Source organism: Alkalimonas amylolytica (genome assembly GCF_900107845.1).
Lineage (GTDB): Bacteria > Pseudomonadota > Gammaproteobacteria > Enterobacterales > Alteromonadaceae > Alkalimonas > Alkalimonas amylolytica.
Map to the genome: position 1 here is coordinate 265,035 of NZ_FNRM01000001.1, position 14,680 is coordinate 279,714.

Consider the following 14,680-nt stretch of genomic DNA (forward strand, 5'->3'; position numbering starts at 1 on the left):
GTCTGCAAAAAAACTAGCTTCGTAAACCAATGCCTTTGTTGATTAAGACCATCGCATAACTAAACAGTAGCACAATCAACAGCAGCAAGAGGCCAAAGGCCAGCCACAGACTGACATCACTGATGCCTAAAAAACCGAAGCGAAAGGCATTGACCATGTACACCACAGGATTGAGCGCCGCCACCTGCTGCCAGAAACCAGGCAGCAATTGCAACGAGTAAAACACCCCGCCCAGATAGGTCAGTGGCGTCAGTACAAAGGTTGGGATAATGCTGATATCGTCAAAGGTTTTGGCGTAAACCGCATTAATCAGACCGCCCAGAGCAAACACCATGGAGGTCAGCAACACCGTCAGCACGATGATACCGATGTTGTGCAACTGCACACTGACAAAGAGCAAAGACACCAGGGTGACAATCAACCCAACCAGGATACCGCGCGCCATGCCGCCACCGATATAGCCCAACACAATGATGTAATTGGGCACCGGCGCGACCAGCAGCTCTTCAACATTGCGCTGAAACTTGGCGCTGAAAAACGAGGAGGCGACATTGGCGTAGGAGCTGGTGATCACCGACATCATAATCAGGCCAGGTACTATAAACTCCATGTAACTGAAGCCCCCCATCTGACCGATGCGCGAGCCAATCAGGCTGCCAAAAATCACAAAGTACAGCGTCATGGTGATGGCCGGTGGTACCAGGGTTTGCACCCAAATGCGCAGGAAACGGTTGGTTTCTTTTCTGAGAATGCTTTTTAGCGCGACCAGATAGTTGGCTTTGGAAAATGTCTGCTGACTCATGCGCTGTGCTCTCCCCGCCCTTGCTCGACCAATTTGACAAACAGCTCTTCCAGCCGGTTGGCTTTGTTGCGCATCGACAGTACCTTGACCTGTTGTTCGGTTAAGCGGCTAAAGATATCGTTTAAGCCGGCTGATTTTTCCACATCCACTTCCAGGCTGTGATCATCCAGTAGCCGGAACTGAAAGCCGTCCAGCTTCAATTCGGCCGGGTTGGTATCAACATCCAGCACAAAAGTTTCCTGACTTAACTTGCTAAGCAAGGCTTTGATGCTGGTGTTTTCAATGATCAGCCCCTGATCGATGATGGCGATGTTGCGGCACAGCATCTCGGCTTCTTCCAGATAATGGGTGGTCAGGATTATGGTAACGCCCTGCTGGTTGATACGACGTAGAAACTCCCACATCGAGCGGCGCAGCTCAATATCCACCCCGGCGGTCGGCTCATCCAGGATCAGCAATTTGGGTTCATGCATCAAAGCCCGGGCAATCATCAGCCGGCGCTTCATGCCGCCGGACAGCTCGCGGGCCCGGCTGTTACGTTTATCCCAAAGGCCCAACTGGCTCAGGTATTTCTCTGCCCGCTGCAAAGCCAGCTTTTTCGGCACCCCATAGTAACCGGCCTGATGCACCACAATTTGCAGTACGGTTTCAAACTGATTGAAATTAAACTCCTGCGGCACCAACCCGAGTTGGCTTTTTGCCAGCTCCAGTTCCTGGTCAATATTGTGGCCAAACACCTCGACGGTACCGCCGGTTTTATTCACCAGAGAAGTAATGACGCCTATGGTGGTGCTTTTACCGGCACCGTTTGGCCCGAGTAAGGCAAAAAAGTCACCCTGTTTGACTTCCAGATCGATGCCTTTGAGCGCTTCGACCTTGTTTTTGTAGGTCTTGCTCAGTTGCTTAATATTCAGTGCCAGTGTCAATGCGTTTCTCCCTGATAACCCCAACGGGCCAACAGTTGTTGTTCCAACCCCAAATGATCCAGCATTCTGGCCACCATAAAATCCACCAGATCGTCAATTGAGGTTGGGTTGTGATAAAAACCAGGTGCTGCAGGCATAATGGTCACGCCCAGCCGGGCCAACTTAAGCATATGCTCCAGATGAATGGCATTGAGCGGGCTTTCCCGCGGCACCAGGATCAGCTGGCCACGCTCTTTGAGCACCACATCGGCCGCGCGCTCAATCAGATTCTCACTAGCGCCATTGGCAATAGCGGCCAGGGTACCGGTTGAGCAGGGGCACACCACCATCTGTTTGGGCGCGGCCGAGCCTGAGGCTACCGGTGAAAACCAGTCGTCTTTGCCATAGACTTTCAGTAAATGGGGCGGACACTGCAACAATTCAACCAGTTGTGCCTGGCATTTCTCCGGTGCTGCCGACAGCTTGGTGCAATGCTCGGTCGCAAACACCACCCGGGCGGCGCTGGAAATCAGTAAATGCACCGTCACCTGCTGCTTGAGTAAACACTGCAGTAAGCGCCAACCGTAAGGCGCACCGCTAGCGCCGGTGAAAGCCAGAGTGATTTGCTGTGCTGTTTTATCCGACATGCTCTGTTTCCCTTAACTCGATGGCCTGACGCAGCCGTTGATGCAAGCCGCCAAAGCCGCCATTGCTCATCACCAACACCTGATCCCCGCTGGTGAGATTGTTCAGCACCGCCTGTTCCAGCGCAGAAAGTTCATCAAACAGCATTGCTTTATGACCCAAGGCCGCTGCCACCTGCTGCATGCCATCGGCGGCACCTTTGGCCTGAAAAATAAACACCTGATCGGCAGCGGCCAGCGCTGCCGGCAATGCCTGTTGATGAACGCCACGTTTCATGGTGTTGGAACGCGCTTCCAGTACGGCCAGAATACGGCTTTGGCCCACTTTGGCCCGCAGCGCCTGTAAAGTCGTTTGAATGGCGGTGGGGTGATGGGCGAAATCATCGTACAAACGCACCCCACCCGCTTCGGTAAGAAGCTCCAGCCGGCGTTTGGGTGCCTGAAAACTACACAGTGCCTCGATAGCAACGCTGACCGGCACACCCACATGGCGGGCAGCAGCCAGTGCCATCATGGCGTTATCGACATTGTGCTGGCCCAGTAAGCCCCAGTGCACTTCAGCTTGCAACTCCCCCTGCAGAAACACTGAAAAAGCCGAACCATCGGCTTTAAGCAACTGGCTTTGCCACTGTGCTTCCACCGTCTGTGCGCTGCTTTGAGCCGCATAGCTTTGGCGCTCGCTCCAGCAGCCCTCGGCCAGCATCTGTTCGATAGCAGGTTGTTGCGCTGGTGTCAGGATCAGGCCACTGGCAGGTACTGTACGGATTAGGTGATGAAACTGGCGCTGAATGGCCGCTAAATCGGGGAAAATATCCGCATGATCGTATTCCAGGTTATTGATCACTAAAGTGCGCGGGCGGTAATGCACAAATTTGGAGCGTTTATCAAAAAACGCCGTGTCGTACTCGTCGGCTTCAATAACAAAAAACGGGCTTTCACCCAAACGGGCAGAAACACCAAACTGCGGCGGTACCCCGCCAATCAAAAAACCGGGTTGTAAGCCTGCCTGCTCTAAAATCCAGGCCAGCATGCTACTGCCGGTGGTCTTGCCATGGGTGCCAGCCACCGCCAGTACCCAGCGCTGCTGCAACACCTGCTCCGACAGCCACTGGGCACCGGAAGTATAGGGCAATTGCCGCTCCAGCACAGCTTCCACCGCCGGGTTGCCACGCGATAAGGCATTACCGATAATCACTAAATCAGGGGCTGGCTCCAGCTGGTGCGGTTCAAAACCATTGGTTAGCTCGATACCCAGAGCTTCCAGCTGAGTACTCATCGGTGGATAAACGTTGCTATCCGAGCCAGTAACCCGGTGGCCCAGTGTATTAGCCAGGGCAGCGATGCCGCCCATAAAGGTGCCACAAATTCCCAGAATGTGAATGTGCATGCCGTCAACTCTTAATGCAGGTGATGCCCATTGTAACAAAACTGCGGCTTGCTGCGATTGAAACTGCAATTTTGGCAAAAATTCTTTAAACTAGCAGGTAAAAAGACAAGTACCTCACCTACACAGTAAAAAAGGAATCCCCCATGCGCCGTATCTCCCCGGTCCTGCAGCAAGACGGTGTCGATAGCGACCTGATTTCCCTGATTAAAACCATTCTGGCCGCCTGCCGTGAAATCTCCTTTCGCGTTAGCCAGGGGGAGCTGGCCGGTGTGCTTGGCTCAACCTTGTCTGAAAACGTCCAGGGTGAAACGCAGAAAAAGCTGGATGTGATTGCCAATGAATTACTCAAAGAAGTGATTCTGGAAACCGGCGTGGTCAAAGCCATCAGCTCGGAAGAAGAAGACGACATTATCGCCGGTAACCCCAGAGGCCGCTATCTGGTGACCTTTGACCCACTGGATGGTTCTTCCAATACCGATATCAACAGCCTGATTGGTACCATTTTCTCCATTTTACCAGCACCAGCCGATAAAGAGGCTGACGATGCCAGCATGTTCCTGCAACCTGGCACGGCCCAGGTTGCGGCCGGTTATGTGCTGTACGGGCCTTCCACCATGCTGGCTCTGACCACCGGCAAGGGTACCAGGATGTATACCCTGGATAAAACCTACGGCGGCTTTTTGCTGACAGAAGATAAAGTCACCTTGCCGAAATACACCTCAGAGTTTGCCATCAATATGTCGAACCAGCGGTTTTGGCAGACGCCGATGCAAAACTACATTCAGGATCTGCTGCTGGGCAAAGAAGGCCCGCGCGGAAAAAATTACAACATGCGCTGGATTGCTGCCATGGTCGGTGATGTGCACCGTATTTTGTGCCGCGGCGGCATTTTTGCCTACCCAGCCGACAACAAAGATGCCAACAAGCCTTACAAATTACGGCTGATGTACGAAGCCAACCCGATGAGCCTGCTGATTGAACAAGCTGGCGGCCTGAGCATCACCGGCACCGAGCGTATTTTGGAGATCCAACCAGACGACATACACCAGCGGGTAGCAGTCATTTTGGGTTCGCGCCATGAGGTAGAAACCTGCCTTGGCTATCACCAAAAGGCCGCTTTAGCCCAGCAGTGACTGGTTAAGACCAATTGAGGATAGCCATTTTGATGGCTATCGCTATAATAGCCGACATTTCATTCACCAATTAGGACACCACCATGAGCTTAAGCGATGTAACTGCAGGCAAGAACCTGCCCGATGAAATCAATGTCATCATTGAAATTCCGGCCAATGCCGACCCTATTAAATACGAAGTAGATAAAGACACCGGCACAGTTTGGGTAGATCGCTTTATGTCCACCCCGATGTTCTATCCGTGCAACTACGGCTTCGTCAACCAGACGCTGTCGCTGGATGGTGATCCGGTCGATGTGCTGGTGCCAACGCCGTACCCGCTGGTGCCAGGCGCGGTGATCAAATGTCGTCCGGTTGGTGTGCTGAATATGTCGGATGAGTCCGGTGAAGATGCCAAAGTCATTGCGGTACCGGTCAGCAAACTGACCAAGCTGTATGATCATATTCAGGACATCAACGATGTGCCAGAGCTGCTGAAACAGCAAATTCAGCACTTCTTTGAGCGCTACAAAGAGTTGGAGCCAGGCAAGTGGGTCAAAGTTGTTGGTTGGGCCGACGCAGCAGCTGCCAAAGCTGAGATTCTGACGTCCTATGAGCGTGCCAATAAGGCGTAATCGCTCCCAAAGCAGGGGCTGGTTTCAGTCCCTGCTGTTTCGTTTGCCACCTCACCGCACCTGGCAAGCATTTTTTGTTAATTTTTTCTACTTTCAATGCCGCGCTTCACAACTTTCTGACTATACTGATAAAACAATAAGCAACAGCCCCCCCGAAGTGACAGAGGCTAACACTCTATGGAATTCCTGAAGCAACTATCCATTGCAAAAAAAATCTACCTGATCCCACTCATTGGTACCATCAGCTTTTTAATTTACCTAACTCTGGCAACCAGCACAGCGCAAAATAATGCCCGTACCTTAGAAAATACCAGAGATGTGCAATTCCCTGTCTTGCAGGCCGCAGAAAACAGCCTGGTGTTGCTGGAGCGGATCAGCGAATCGCTGGCCAGTGCCGTTACCACTGGCGACGAAGACTCACTGCAGATGGCGCAGCAGTTTTCCCAGCAAATGAGCCAGAGCTTGCAACGCGTCAGTCAGTTGGATCAGCGCTTTGCTCAGGAAGTACGCACCATCAATCAGAGTTTTGATACCTACTACCGAGCGGCTTATACCATCTCGGAGGAAATGGTCAATAACACCGCTGACTTTACCACCTTAGCTCAGCGCAGTGAGCGGATGAATGAACATTACGAACAGACCTTACAGTTGTTGTCCAACTTTCGTGATGTGAAAGAGGCCGAATTCACCGAGGCCATTGATGCCGCTAGTGAGCAAGCCTCCCGCCTGATTATGGTTGGTATGCTGATGGGCCTGATCACCACTGTGGTGCTGTTTGGTACTGCCATTCCAATCGTAACGGGTATTCGCAACAACCTGAACAGCATCATTGCTTCCTTGCGTGATCTGGCAAAAGAAGATGGTGATCTCACCGTGCGCATCAAGACACAGAGTAAAGATGAACTCGGTGATCTTGCATACTGGTTTAACACCTTTATGGAGAAACTGCAGGGCATCGTCAAAGATGTGGTTAATACCGCTTTACCGCTGTCATCGCTGGCAAAAGATTTAAATGAACTCACTGAAGATACCAACAAAACCATTCAAGTGCAGCGCCAGGCGGCCGATCAGGCCCGCCAGGCAGTCGATCAGATGAACCACAGTGTGATGGCAGAAGCCAGCAGTGCCAATGAAGCTTCGCATGCCGCCAATGACTCAGGCGAAGCGGCTAATCGAGGCCAAAATACGGTTGAGCAAACGGTAAGCAACATTAAGCGACTGGCTGGCAACGTCCAGGAAGCTTCAACAGTGATTACTCAGCTGGAAAATGATGCCAATAAAGTAGGTGCTGTATTGGATGTGATCAAAGGCATCGCTGAGCAAACCAACTTGCTGGCGCTCAATGCAGCCATTGAAGCTGCACGTGCCGGTGAACAGGGCCGTGGTTTTGCGGTGGTAGCCGATGAAGTTCGCACTCTGGCATCACGCACCCAAGCATCTACCGAGCAAATTCAGAAAACCATTGAGCAATTGCAAAGCGCAGCCCGCTCGGCCGTGCTGAAGATGGAGCAAAGTACCAGCCAGGCCGATGAAAGTGTTGCCTCTGCCAATCAAGCTGGCGAAGCTTTAACACTGATCACCCAAAGCATCCATCAAATCCGCTTAATGAACCAGCAAATTGCCGATGCCACCGTTGATCAACAAAAAATGGCAACCACCATTGTCAATCATGTCGATGAGATCTATACCCATACGGAGCACAGTTCGAGCAGTGCCAATAACATTGCCAAAGCCAGTAGCGAGTTGGCCAACCTGGCACAGAGCCTGGAGCAAGTCGCACGCCAGTTCAGGGTATAATGATCGCTCACAAAAAAACCGGCAAACGCCGGTTTTTTATTGGTTTGTCTATCCCGCTTATTTTTTCTGCTGCTTAATAAAAGCTACCAGCTCATCTTTTGCCATTGGTTTGGCATATAAAAAACCTTGCACCTCATCACAGCCCATCGCCAGAATCACCCGTTCCTGCGCCACTGTTTCTACCCCCTCGGCAATGGTATGAAGACCTAAGCGCTTGCCTAGATTAACAATGGTTTCAGCGATAGCCGCGCCATTAGGTTTTTCAATATCATTGACAAAAGCACGGTCAATTTTGATGCGATCCAGCGGCAGCTGCTGCAAATAACTGAGCGATGAAAAGCCAATACCAAAATCATCAATAGCTACTTTGATGCCAAAACTTTGCAGCTCTTTTAAAGCAGAAATTACCACTTTAGGATCGTCCATCACGACCGATTCTGTAATTTCCAACTCCAGCAACTCCGGCTTGACCTGGTATTCAGTAACACAGTTGATCACCGACTCGACAAAATGTGGGCTGCGAAACTGCGGCATGGAAACATTCACTGCAATGCGTAACTCCTTGAAGCCCATCCTCTCCAGTTCTTTTAACTGCATACAGGCCTGTTGCAACACCCAGGCACCAATTTCGACAATCAGTCCGGAGTACTCAGCCAGCGGAATAAACACCGCAGGGGAAACGAAACCACCACCTTGCTGCGGCCAGCGCAACAAGGCTTCCATGCCTATCGCCTTGCGGCTTTTCAGACAGATCTGGGGCTGAAACCACAGCTGCAAGCGATCCTGAGCAAAGTCCTGCCGTAAAGTTCGCAGTAAAGCCAACCGTTCAGCGGTTTCGTCTTCCATCTGTTGCTGATAAAACTCATAATTACGGCTAATATTTTTCTTTGCCCGGTTCAGCGCAATATAAACATGCTTTAAGATGGTCAATCCCTGCTCGCTGCTTTCGGACAAGCGGCAAAAACCATAGGTGGCGTCTACCTGCAGGCTATGCTCCGAAGCCTGAAATGGCTCCAGGAAAAGTGCATCCAGCGCTTGCGGTGTTAATACCTGCTCCGAGCCAATCATACCGAACACATCGGCACCGATACGACCGATCTGAGCGTCATTGCCAAACTCCTGTACCAGGCGCTGGGTGATAGCAATCAGCAACTCATTGCCAACCTCCTGCCCCAAGCCATCATTGACATCCGAGAAGTGATTAATATCAATCAAAACAGCGACGCTATCTTGAGCGCCAAGCTGTCTTGTATCGGCCAGCAGGCAGGTAAATTCATTGCGATTGGGTGTTTTGGTTAGAGGGTCAATGTAGGCTGCATGCCGTAACTGCTGGAACAAAGTGACATTTTCATACCCAACAGAAATATTGCTCAGAAATACTTCGATCAACTGACGGTCAAAATCTTCGATAGCACGGTTGGTTTCAAGATATACCGCAGCACCATGGTGTTCAGCACCCAAATAAAGCGTCGTATCTTTTTCGGTAAAAATATTCCGCTTACTGCGCAAGCAATCGTTGATTTGATGAATGATGCGCTTATTGTCTATCCGTTCGAGCCGACATTTGATAAATGGAGCATAATGACCAGCAGCGCCAAGTACATAGATGCTATCGGCATTGCTACCATCATCTTCTATTTGCGCACAAAGTACCCCTTCAGCATCCAGACCAATCAAGGAAGCAATCTGTGTCACCACACCTTCAGAAAACTCATGCAGCGAGTGCTGCTCCAGCAGGTTGGCACCTGCATTGATAATTTTTTGCAAGCCAATGCGATTCTGGTTAATGGTACGAATTTGCTGATAGGAACGAATCGATGCGATAATAGTGGTAACGAGTTTACTTCGGGTCAGCTCTGTTTTGGTCTTGTAATCATTGATGTCGTATTCTTTGATCACACTTTCTTCTGGTGCATAACCTGGTTGACCGGTCCGAAGTATGATGCGGGTATCTTCCAGTTTGAGTTCATCCCGAATCTGCTCCACCACTTTCAGGCCAGCATCATCGGTTTCCATCACTACATCCAGCAGCACCAGTGCGATGTTGTCATGGTTCCGCAAAAACTGCACAGCCTCTTTACCGGAATAAGCATGGTGAAACACCAACTTACGGCCTTCCACAACCACATCAGAAAGTGCAAGCTTGGTAACTGTATGGATCTCCTCATCGTCATCAACAATAAGTAACTGCCATTCACCAACCGTATGGTCTGTTGCTTCCGATGCATCTTCATCGTCTGCCAGGAACAGGAAATCATCTGGGTTTGCTTCAGGCACCATGCACAATCCTTAGTTACTACTAGAATTAGATTTAGAGAGCATTCTCAATACGAAACTCCTCAATTAATAATATACAGAGTTCCGTCAATCGCAATGTATTACCGACTCTATCGTTATAAATATCACTGAATTACTCGCTTTGCCACCTTGCAGTACATCACAGGGCCAGAAAATAAGCTCAGCTGACAGAGCTTGCACTTCAGCATGACAACTGCCAGTATCAAGAACAGATCAATAAAACTGTGTGTTGTAATGAGTAAGCTGACAATACCCAAAACCAGCAACCAGCCCGTTGTTGTCTCAACCCCGGCACAGACTATCAACAAGCCAGCCAGTAAAAAAGCCACAGGCTCAACGAGCAGCGCAAAGCGATCGCAGCGTTTTTTTGCGAAATACCGACGACTCACTGCCTATGCGGGGGTACAACTCAGCCAGCAAACCGGGCTGGACTAGCTGCCTTTATCGCAACGCTTGCAACGTCGCTTACGGATGCAGCAAGAGCGTCAGCAGCTTAATTTGGAACGGATTATAGCGTTAAGTGCTGATTATGCACCCGAGCAAGTGATAGAAACAGAAGTAGATCCAGATTGGTTTCATCATTATTGTGAGCTGGCACTCAATATCGCCAACCCGAGTATGCAACAGCTGTGGGCAAAGATCCTGGCCTGTGAAATTGCAGCACCAGGTCAGTTTTCGTTAAAAACCCTGTATATGCTTAAGCAAATGAGCCACAAAGAAGCGCTGGCACTGCAACAGGCAGCAAGTTTATGCTGCCGAAATAGCAGCGAAGGATCGGGTCGTATCTATTTTGGTGTGTTTCGACGGCCATCGCTGTTCCAGTTACTGACTGGCCGTGGCAAGGCACTGCTTAATCTGAGCCAATATAAGCTCAGTTATCCGGCTATTCTCAGCCTGATGGACACCGGACTACTGCACCATGCTGAGATTGAAAGTGGTGAGCTGGCAAAAGGCGATAGCATTCAGCTCTGTATTCAGCAACAGCGATTGCATTGCACTGCCAGACACAATGGCTTGGTATTGCAATATTACAAATTCAGTCCGCTAGGGGATGAGCTATTACCCTTGCTTCATTTGCAACCACAACCGCACTACCTGGAGGCACTGCAACAGCTTCTTAGCAGTCACTTTGAAGTCAGCCGGATCCGGGCGGACGAGGACGACACCACTTCATCAGATTAGTCAATTTAGGTGCATCGAGCGGCTTTATTACCACATCATTCATGCCAGCTTGTTTGAACAAAGCAATTTCATCCGGTAATGCATGGGCGGTAAAAGCGAGGATAGGCACCTGCTGGTAATTCGCTAATTGCCGAAGTTGTCGGGTTACCTCTACTCCGGAAAGATCGGGCAACTGAATGTCCATCAAAATTAAATCGAATACTTGTTGCTGACATAACTCCAATGCTTGCAGCCCTGTCATAGCCGCAGTAAGTTGCAGCGGAAAGCTAGCCAGCATTGCCTGAATAAACGCTTGATTGGTTTCATTGTCATCGACCACCAGTAATCGCACCGCAGCAGGCGAATACGCCTCAAGCTGCTGCAAAGCAGTGGCTAATTCTGATGCCGTCTGTGGCAAAGGCAACACCGGTGATGAAGCGAAAGGCTGCCAGCTATCCAGTTGACTGGCCGTTGACAGAGCAAGACAGCCTGGCCTTGCTAATAGACTTTGGTAGCCATGGGCCTCCTGATGCTGTGGCTCAGGCAACACTACCAGCAGCGGCTCGGTGGGCTCAGATTGTGCAGCCTGCCATTCGCCAAGGCTGTGGTGATGCTGTAGTTGATGGCAAACCAGCTTCAGGCTTTGCAACTGAGCAGGGGATATCAGCTTAGGTTCAGCCAGCAGATGAACTTTAGCAATCTGACTGGGTGGCGCACAGGGCTCATAGCGGCAGGGGATACAAAGCTCAATCGAGCTACCTAACTCATCAAGACACGAGGCCGTCACCTGAGCAGATAACTGCTTACAACCAAAGCTAAATAGCTGAATATCAAGTGCCAGTTCCCTGGCAGGTAGTTCAGTTGCCATCTCCAGTTGCTGGCATACATCAGCCGGTAAGGACTCTCCTTTCAGTAACAACAGAAAGTGCAATTCCTGCTTTGCAACCGCCAGCCGCCATTGCAAACTCAACTGGCTATGGCAACTGTGCTGTGCAGCCAAACGTAACAATGCCCGACAACACAGCGCCAGGCTATCGGCTGCCAGATGCAGCTGATATTCACTTGCCAGATTGTCCTCTTCCAACAACAACGTCTGCTCAGGCTTTATAAGCTGACGCCATTGTTCAGCTTGCTGTGCCAGCCAGTCGGGCAAATAGCTCACCTGTACAGCCACAGAACCCTGCCGTGTATAGAGTACATCTTGCAGCAAGGAAGACTGCCAGGGTTGCGCTGTCTGCACCAGCAAGCGTAACAGCTGGTTGGTTTCTTGCTCTGTCTGGGCTTGCTGCTGGCTCAGTTGCTGCATGACCTGCTGCGCTTGCTGTTGTTGTTGCTGCAAGGCTACTCTGGATTGTTCGATGCCCTCCAGCTGCCTGGCGAGCTCCTCCCCTTGCTGTGCGTGAGCTTGTTGTTTCTGCTTCATCCGCTCTGTGAGCTGATTGAACAACCCAGTCATTGGATGCTGTTGCGTCAATGGCACGTCAGGCTCGCCTTCAAGCCAACATATCATTGCCTGCTTCAGCTCTTGATAGCTTTGCTCTAACAGCAGGCGCTGCCGGTTCGAGCGTCGCCAAAGCCACAGCAACAGCAAGCAAGGCAAACAGAGCCAGATAGCAAGCTGCCATAACCAAAGGGCCCAGGGGAATGGTGGATTGCCTGCTTCCAGCAGCAAATACCCCCTTACCTGCTGATCGAGCAATAAAGGCTGGCTGGAAAGGATCCGGCCGTGGTGCAACCACAGAATTTGGTGCTGGTCGGCAAACCAATCTTGCTCCGGCTGCTGCAATAAAGTACTTAGCCCAGTGGAGCTGATCACGTCTTTATTTGCATCCAGCAAAGTGATGGACAAAACAGGAAAACCAGCATGATGTTGTGCCGTGGAGTAGAAGGCATTGATATCCTGCTCGGTATCATCCAGCAGCAGCAAAGTCGTTGCTTTCACCAACAACTGATTCATCATCGCTAGTTGCTGCTGAAAATCTTGACGTACCTGATGATGCACCTGATAAAACGTCAAAAAGGTGGTAAACATCAGCACCGACAGCATTCCAATACCAAGCAATCGATTCATCGAAGCATCCCCACAAGCAGCATAACAGTGGCCGCTACACTCAGAAGCTCAGTTCTAGCCCTAAAAAGACGCCGGAGTAATCCATGGTGCTGGATAGCCCTTGCAAATTGTCGAGCTCCAGTTTGCTGTCACGATAACCAAGCCGCAAGGCTCCATCCATCATCATGGTATCCATAAACTGAAAAGCGAAGCCCGCCGATACATCGTGCGCCTGATGCCGGCCTGGCGTAACCCCACTGGCCTGTGCAAAGAATTGCCAGCTAGTACCAACCAGGTTCAGCCGTGTCGCAGCATACAACATCGGAATACTGCCTTTAACACTCTGCTCACTTCGAAGTGCGGTCTGATTGCTAACTTCCGCAGTTCCATCAATGCGCTTGACCATGGCACCAAAATCCAGCTCAAACAAATTGTTATCGAGTAATTCGTAGTAAAGCACCAGATCAAGGTGCGACAGGTCTAGTTTGGAACTTAGCTGGGAGCCAATCGGGAAACTTTGTCCGGCCAGCGCGAAGGTTTGCGCTAGCTCAGCCCGCCCCAGATGCTTCAGGCTCTGGTAACGTACAGCCAGGTTTGGCAGTAATGGTATCGGATGCTCCAGAGCCAATCCCAAGCTCAGCTGATTCTTACTGCTAAAATTTTGAGGCAGGCTGCTCCCGGTCTGGCCAAAAGCACCATCTGCGCTGGCTTGCCAGCTATCCAACTGCACTTTTACAGCAAGAAAATCTGCCTGAACCGGAGTGCTTAACAGCAAAGGCAAGGCTAAGAAAACAGCAAATTTAGCTTTCATAACACCTTCCTTTAACGCCTGGGCGGCATTACTAAACGGGCATCCAGCTGCAATTGGCTACCGTCATCAAATTGCAGTTGCAAGGGTACAGACTGATTCTCTTCCAGCGACTGCTGCGGCTCAAACAACATCAAATGCAAACCACCGGGCTGAAGCGCTACTTTGCCAGACGCTGGAATATCAATTGCATCGACCTGCACCATCCGCATCATGCCATCGACATGCGTATGCGTGTGCAGCTCAATCCGGGCAAAGGCATCCGATTGTACCGCGACCAGTTGGCGCATCTGCTCACTTGGGTTGCGCAAAGTCAGATAACCCGCAGTGACAGTCCGGCCAGGCATAGGCACACGCACCACCACCTCATCGGCTTCGATACTCACAGGTTGGACGGCGGCAACAGGGGGAAGGAAAAAAAGAAAACTGCCAAGCAGTAATAAGCCAAGTGCTTTCATAGAACCCTCTTTATGATGAAATACAGAGGACTACAGCATATCCTTTCTACTGTCAGGGTACTAGTCTTTGCCTTGGTACAGTGAAGAAAAAGTCAATCGGTTAAGCCCGTACTGCAATCATGGGCTTAACCTTCCCGATTTGATAACAGCCAAGAGCATACAGCGACCAAAGGGATCATGCTCAATACTGGCGTCAATAACAACAGTAACAGTTGGTCGGCAAAAGGCATTATTCAGCAGCCTCTTCTTTGCTTTGCTCAGTAGACAATTCAGCTGTTTCGGTAACTTTCGGTACCAACTGCTCCATCATTTGCTGCAGGTTTTCTTTCACGGAATTACGCAATTGCTCTTGCAGCTCGGCGGCTTGCTTTTGCAGTAAATCCGCCATAATCTGGCTGACAGAGACCTCATTCGCTTGCACAGGTGCAAAGGCAGTAGCGCAGAATACAACAGCAGCAGTTAGCATCATTTTGGTGTTCATGGTCGTTCTCCTTGGTTGTTTGGTCTAAATGACAACCTAGGTAATTCAAGAGGCGTGCCAAGTTTTTAAACTATTTTTTCCCTCTATAAATCAATAAGTTGAAACATGATTATAAATTCAGTAGTGAGCCTGAGGAGGCGAG

The 14,680-nt window shown here is 50.5% G+C and carries 13 protein-coding genes; 4 read left to right on the forward strand and 9 right to left on the reverse strand.

The features are described 5' to 3' along the window. Nucleotides 1–13: 13 nt before the first annotated feature. Genes BLW37_RS01185 through mpl form a run of 4 tightly spaced genes read right to left on the reverse strand, consistent with a single transcriptional unit; the run spans nt 14 to nt 3,738 of the window. Nucleotides 14–802 (reverse strand): ABC transporter permease, encoded by a 789-nt coding sequence (locus tag BLW37_RS01185; RefSeq protein ID WP_091338200.1) that lies wholly within the window; start codon nt 800–802, stop codon nt 14–16. Beyond that, a complete protein-coding gene (locus tag BLW37_RS01190; protein ID WP_091338203.1) occupies nt 799–1,728 on the reverse strand; it encodes an ABC transporter ATP-binding protein in 930 nt (309 codons plus the stop codon). Before BLW37_RS01190 ends, BLW37_RS01185 begins: the two co-directional genes overlap by 4 nt. Further along, a complete protein-coding gene (locus tag BLW37_RS01195) occupies nt 1,725–2,354 on the reverse strand; it encodes a flavin prenyltransferase UbiX (protein ID WP_091338206.1) in 630 nt (209 codons plus the stop codon). Before BLW37_RS01195 ends, BLW37_RS01190 begins: the two co-directional genes overlap by 4 nt. Beyond that, nucleotides 2,344–3,738 carry a UDP-N-acetylmuramate:L-alanyl-gamma-D-glutamyl-meso-diaminopimelate ligase gene (gene mpl / locus BLW37_RS01200; protein ID WP_091338208.1) on the reverse strand — a complete coding sequence of 465 codons (1,395 nt, stop codon included), beginning with the start codon at nt 3,736–3,738 and terminating at the stop codon, nt 2,344–2,346. Before mpl ends, BLW37_RS01195 begins: the two co-directional genes overlap by 11 nt. A 143-nt stretch (nt 3,739–3,881) precedes the next feature. Here mpl and BLW37_RS01205 point away from each other — a divergent pair, with 143 nt between their 5' ends. The 3 genes from BLW37_RS01205 to BLW37_RS01215 all read left to right on the forward strand — a co-directional run bounded on the left by BLW37_RS01205 (nt 3,882) and on the right by BLW37_RS01215 (nt 7,282). Then, on the forward strand, nt 3,882–4,871 hold the full coding sequence (locus BLW37_RS01205; protein WP_091338210.1) for a class 1 fructose-bisphosphatase: 990 nt from the start codon (nt 3,882–3,884) through the stop codon (nt 4,869–4,871). A gap of 83 nt (nt 4,872–4,954) precedes the next feature. Further along, the gene (ppa, locus tag BLW37_RS01210; RefSeq protein ID WP_091338213.1) at nt 4,955–5,485 is read left to right on the forward strand and encodes an inorganic diphosphatase; all 531 of its coding nucleotides are present in this window, start codon (nt 4,955–4,957) and stop codon (nt 5,483–5,485) included. 177 nt (nt 5,486–5,662) lie between these two features. After that, nucleotides 5,663–7,282: a methyl-accepting chemotaxis protein gene (locus BLW37_RS01215; RefSeq protein WP_091338214.1), complete on the forward strand. Its 1,620-nt coding sequence runs from the start codon at nt 5,663–5,665 to the stop codon at nt 7,280–7,282. 57 nt (nt 7,283–7,339) lie between these two features. On the opposite strand, the gene BLW37_RS01220 is transcribed toward BLW37_RS01215, so the two are convergent. Next, nucleotides 7,340–9,562: a two-component system response regulator gene (locus BLW37_RS01220; RefSeq protein ID WP_091338217.1), complete on the reverse strand. Its 2,223-nt coding sequence runs from the start codon at nt 9,560–9,562 to the stop codon at nt 7,340–7,342. A gap of 471 nt (nt 9,563–10,033) precedes the next feature. On the opposite strand from BLW37_RS01220, the gene BLW37_RS01230 reads away from it, so the two are divergent. Then, nucleotides 10,034–10,762: a TIGR03899 family protein gene (locus BLW37_RS01230; RefSeq protein ID WP_245785570.1), complete on the forward strand. Its 729-nt coding sequence runs from the start codon at nt 10,034–10,036 to the stop codon at nt 10,760–10,762. Here BLW37_RS01230 and BLW37_RS01235 read toward each other — a convergent pair. From BLW37_RS01235 to BLW37_RS01250, 4 genes are all read right to left on the reverse strand, one after another. Continuing rightward, a complete protein-coding gene (locus BLW37_RS01235; protein ID WP_091338223.1) occupies nt 10,716–12,812 on the reverse strand; it encodes a response regulator in 2,097 nt (698 codons plus the stop codon). The genes BLW37_RS01230 and BLW37_RS01235 overlap by 47 nt on opposite strands. A 40-nt stretch (nt 12,813–12,852) precedes the next feature. Then, complete coding sequence (locus BLW37_RS01240) at nt 12,853–13,602, reverse strand: TIGR04219 family outer membrane beta-barrel protein (RefSeq protein ID WP_091338227.1); 750 nt, start codon at nt 13,600–13,602, stop codon at nt 12,853–12,855. Nucleotides 13,603–13,613: 11 nt separating this feature from the next. Further along, nucleotides 13,614–14,057 carry a copper chaperone PCu(A)C gene (locus tag BLW37_RS01245; RefSeq protein ID WP_091338230.1) on the reverse strand — a complete coding sequence of 148 codons (444 nt, stop codon included), beginning with the start codon at nt 14,055–14,057 and terminating at the stop codon, nt 13,614–13,616. Nucleotides 14,058–14,286: 229 nt separating this feature from the next. Then, nucleotides 14,287–14,538: a hypothetical protein gene (locus BLW37_RS01250; RefSeq protein ID WP_091338232.1), complete on the reverse strand. Its 252-nt coding sequence runs from the start codon at nt 14,536–14,538 to the stop codon at nt 14,287–14,289. Between the last annotated feature and the right edge of the window lie 142 nt (nt 14,539–14,680).

Excerpts from the sequence above, each read along its gene's own strand:
- BLW37_RS01185 (WP_091338200.1), bottom strand. The coding sequence starts at position 802 with ATGAGTCAGCAGACATTTTCCAAAGCCAACTATCTGGTCGCGCTAAAA.
- BLW37_RS01195 (WP_091338206.1), bottom strand. The coding sequence starts at position 2,354 with ATGTCGGATAAAACAGCACAGCAAATCACTCTGGCTTTCACCGGCGCT.
- mpl (WP_091338208.1), bottom strand. The coding sequence starts at position 3,738 with ATGCACATTCACATTCTGGGAATTTGTGGCACCTTTATGGGCGGCATC.
- BLW37_RS01205 (WP_091338210.1), top strand. The coding sequence starts at position 3,882 with ATGCGCCGTATCTCCCCGGTCCTGCAGCAAGACGGTGTCGATAGCGAC.
- ppa (WP_091338213.1), top strand. The coding sequence starts at position 4,955 with ATGAGCTTAAGCGATGTAACTGCAGGCAAGAACCTGCCCGATGAAATC.
- BLW37_RS01215 (WP_091338214.1), top strand. The coding sequence starts at position 5,663 with ATGGAATTCCTGAAGCAACTATCCATTGCAAAAAAAATCTACCTGATC.
- BLW37_RS01220 (WP_091338217.1), bottom strand. The coding sequence starts at position 9,562 with ATGGTGCCTGAAGCAAACCCAGATGATTTCCTGTTCCTGGCAGACGAT.
- BLW37_RS01235 (WP_091338223.1), bottom strand. The coding sequence starts at position 12,812 with ATGAATCGATTGCTTGGTATTGGAATGCTGTCGGTGCTGATGTTTACC.
- BLW37_RS01240 (WP_091338227.1), bottom strand. The coding sequence starts at position 13,602 with ATGAAAGCTAAATTTGCTGTTTTCTTAGCCTTGCCTTTGCTGTTAAGC.
- BLW37_RS01245 (WP_091338230.1), bottom strand. The coding sequence starts at position 14,057 with ATGAAAGCACTTGGCTTATTACTGCTTGGCAGTTTTCTTTTTTTCCTT.
- BLW37_RS01250 (WP_091338232.1), bottom strand. The coding sequence starts at position 14,538 with ATGAACACCAAAATGATGCTAACTGCTGCTGTTGTATTCTGCGCTACT.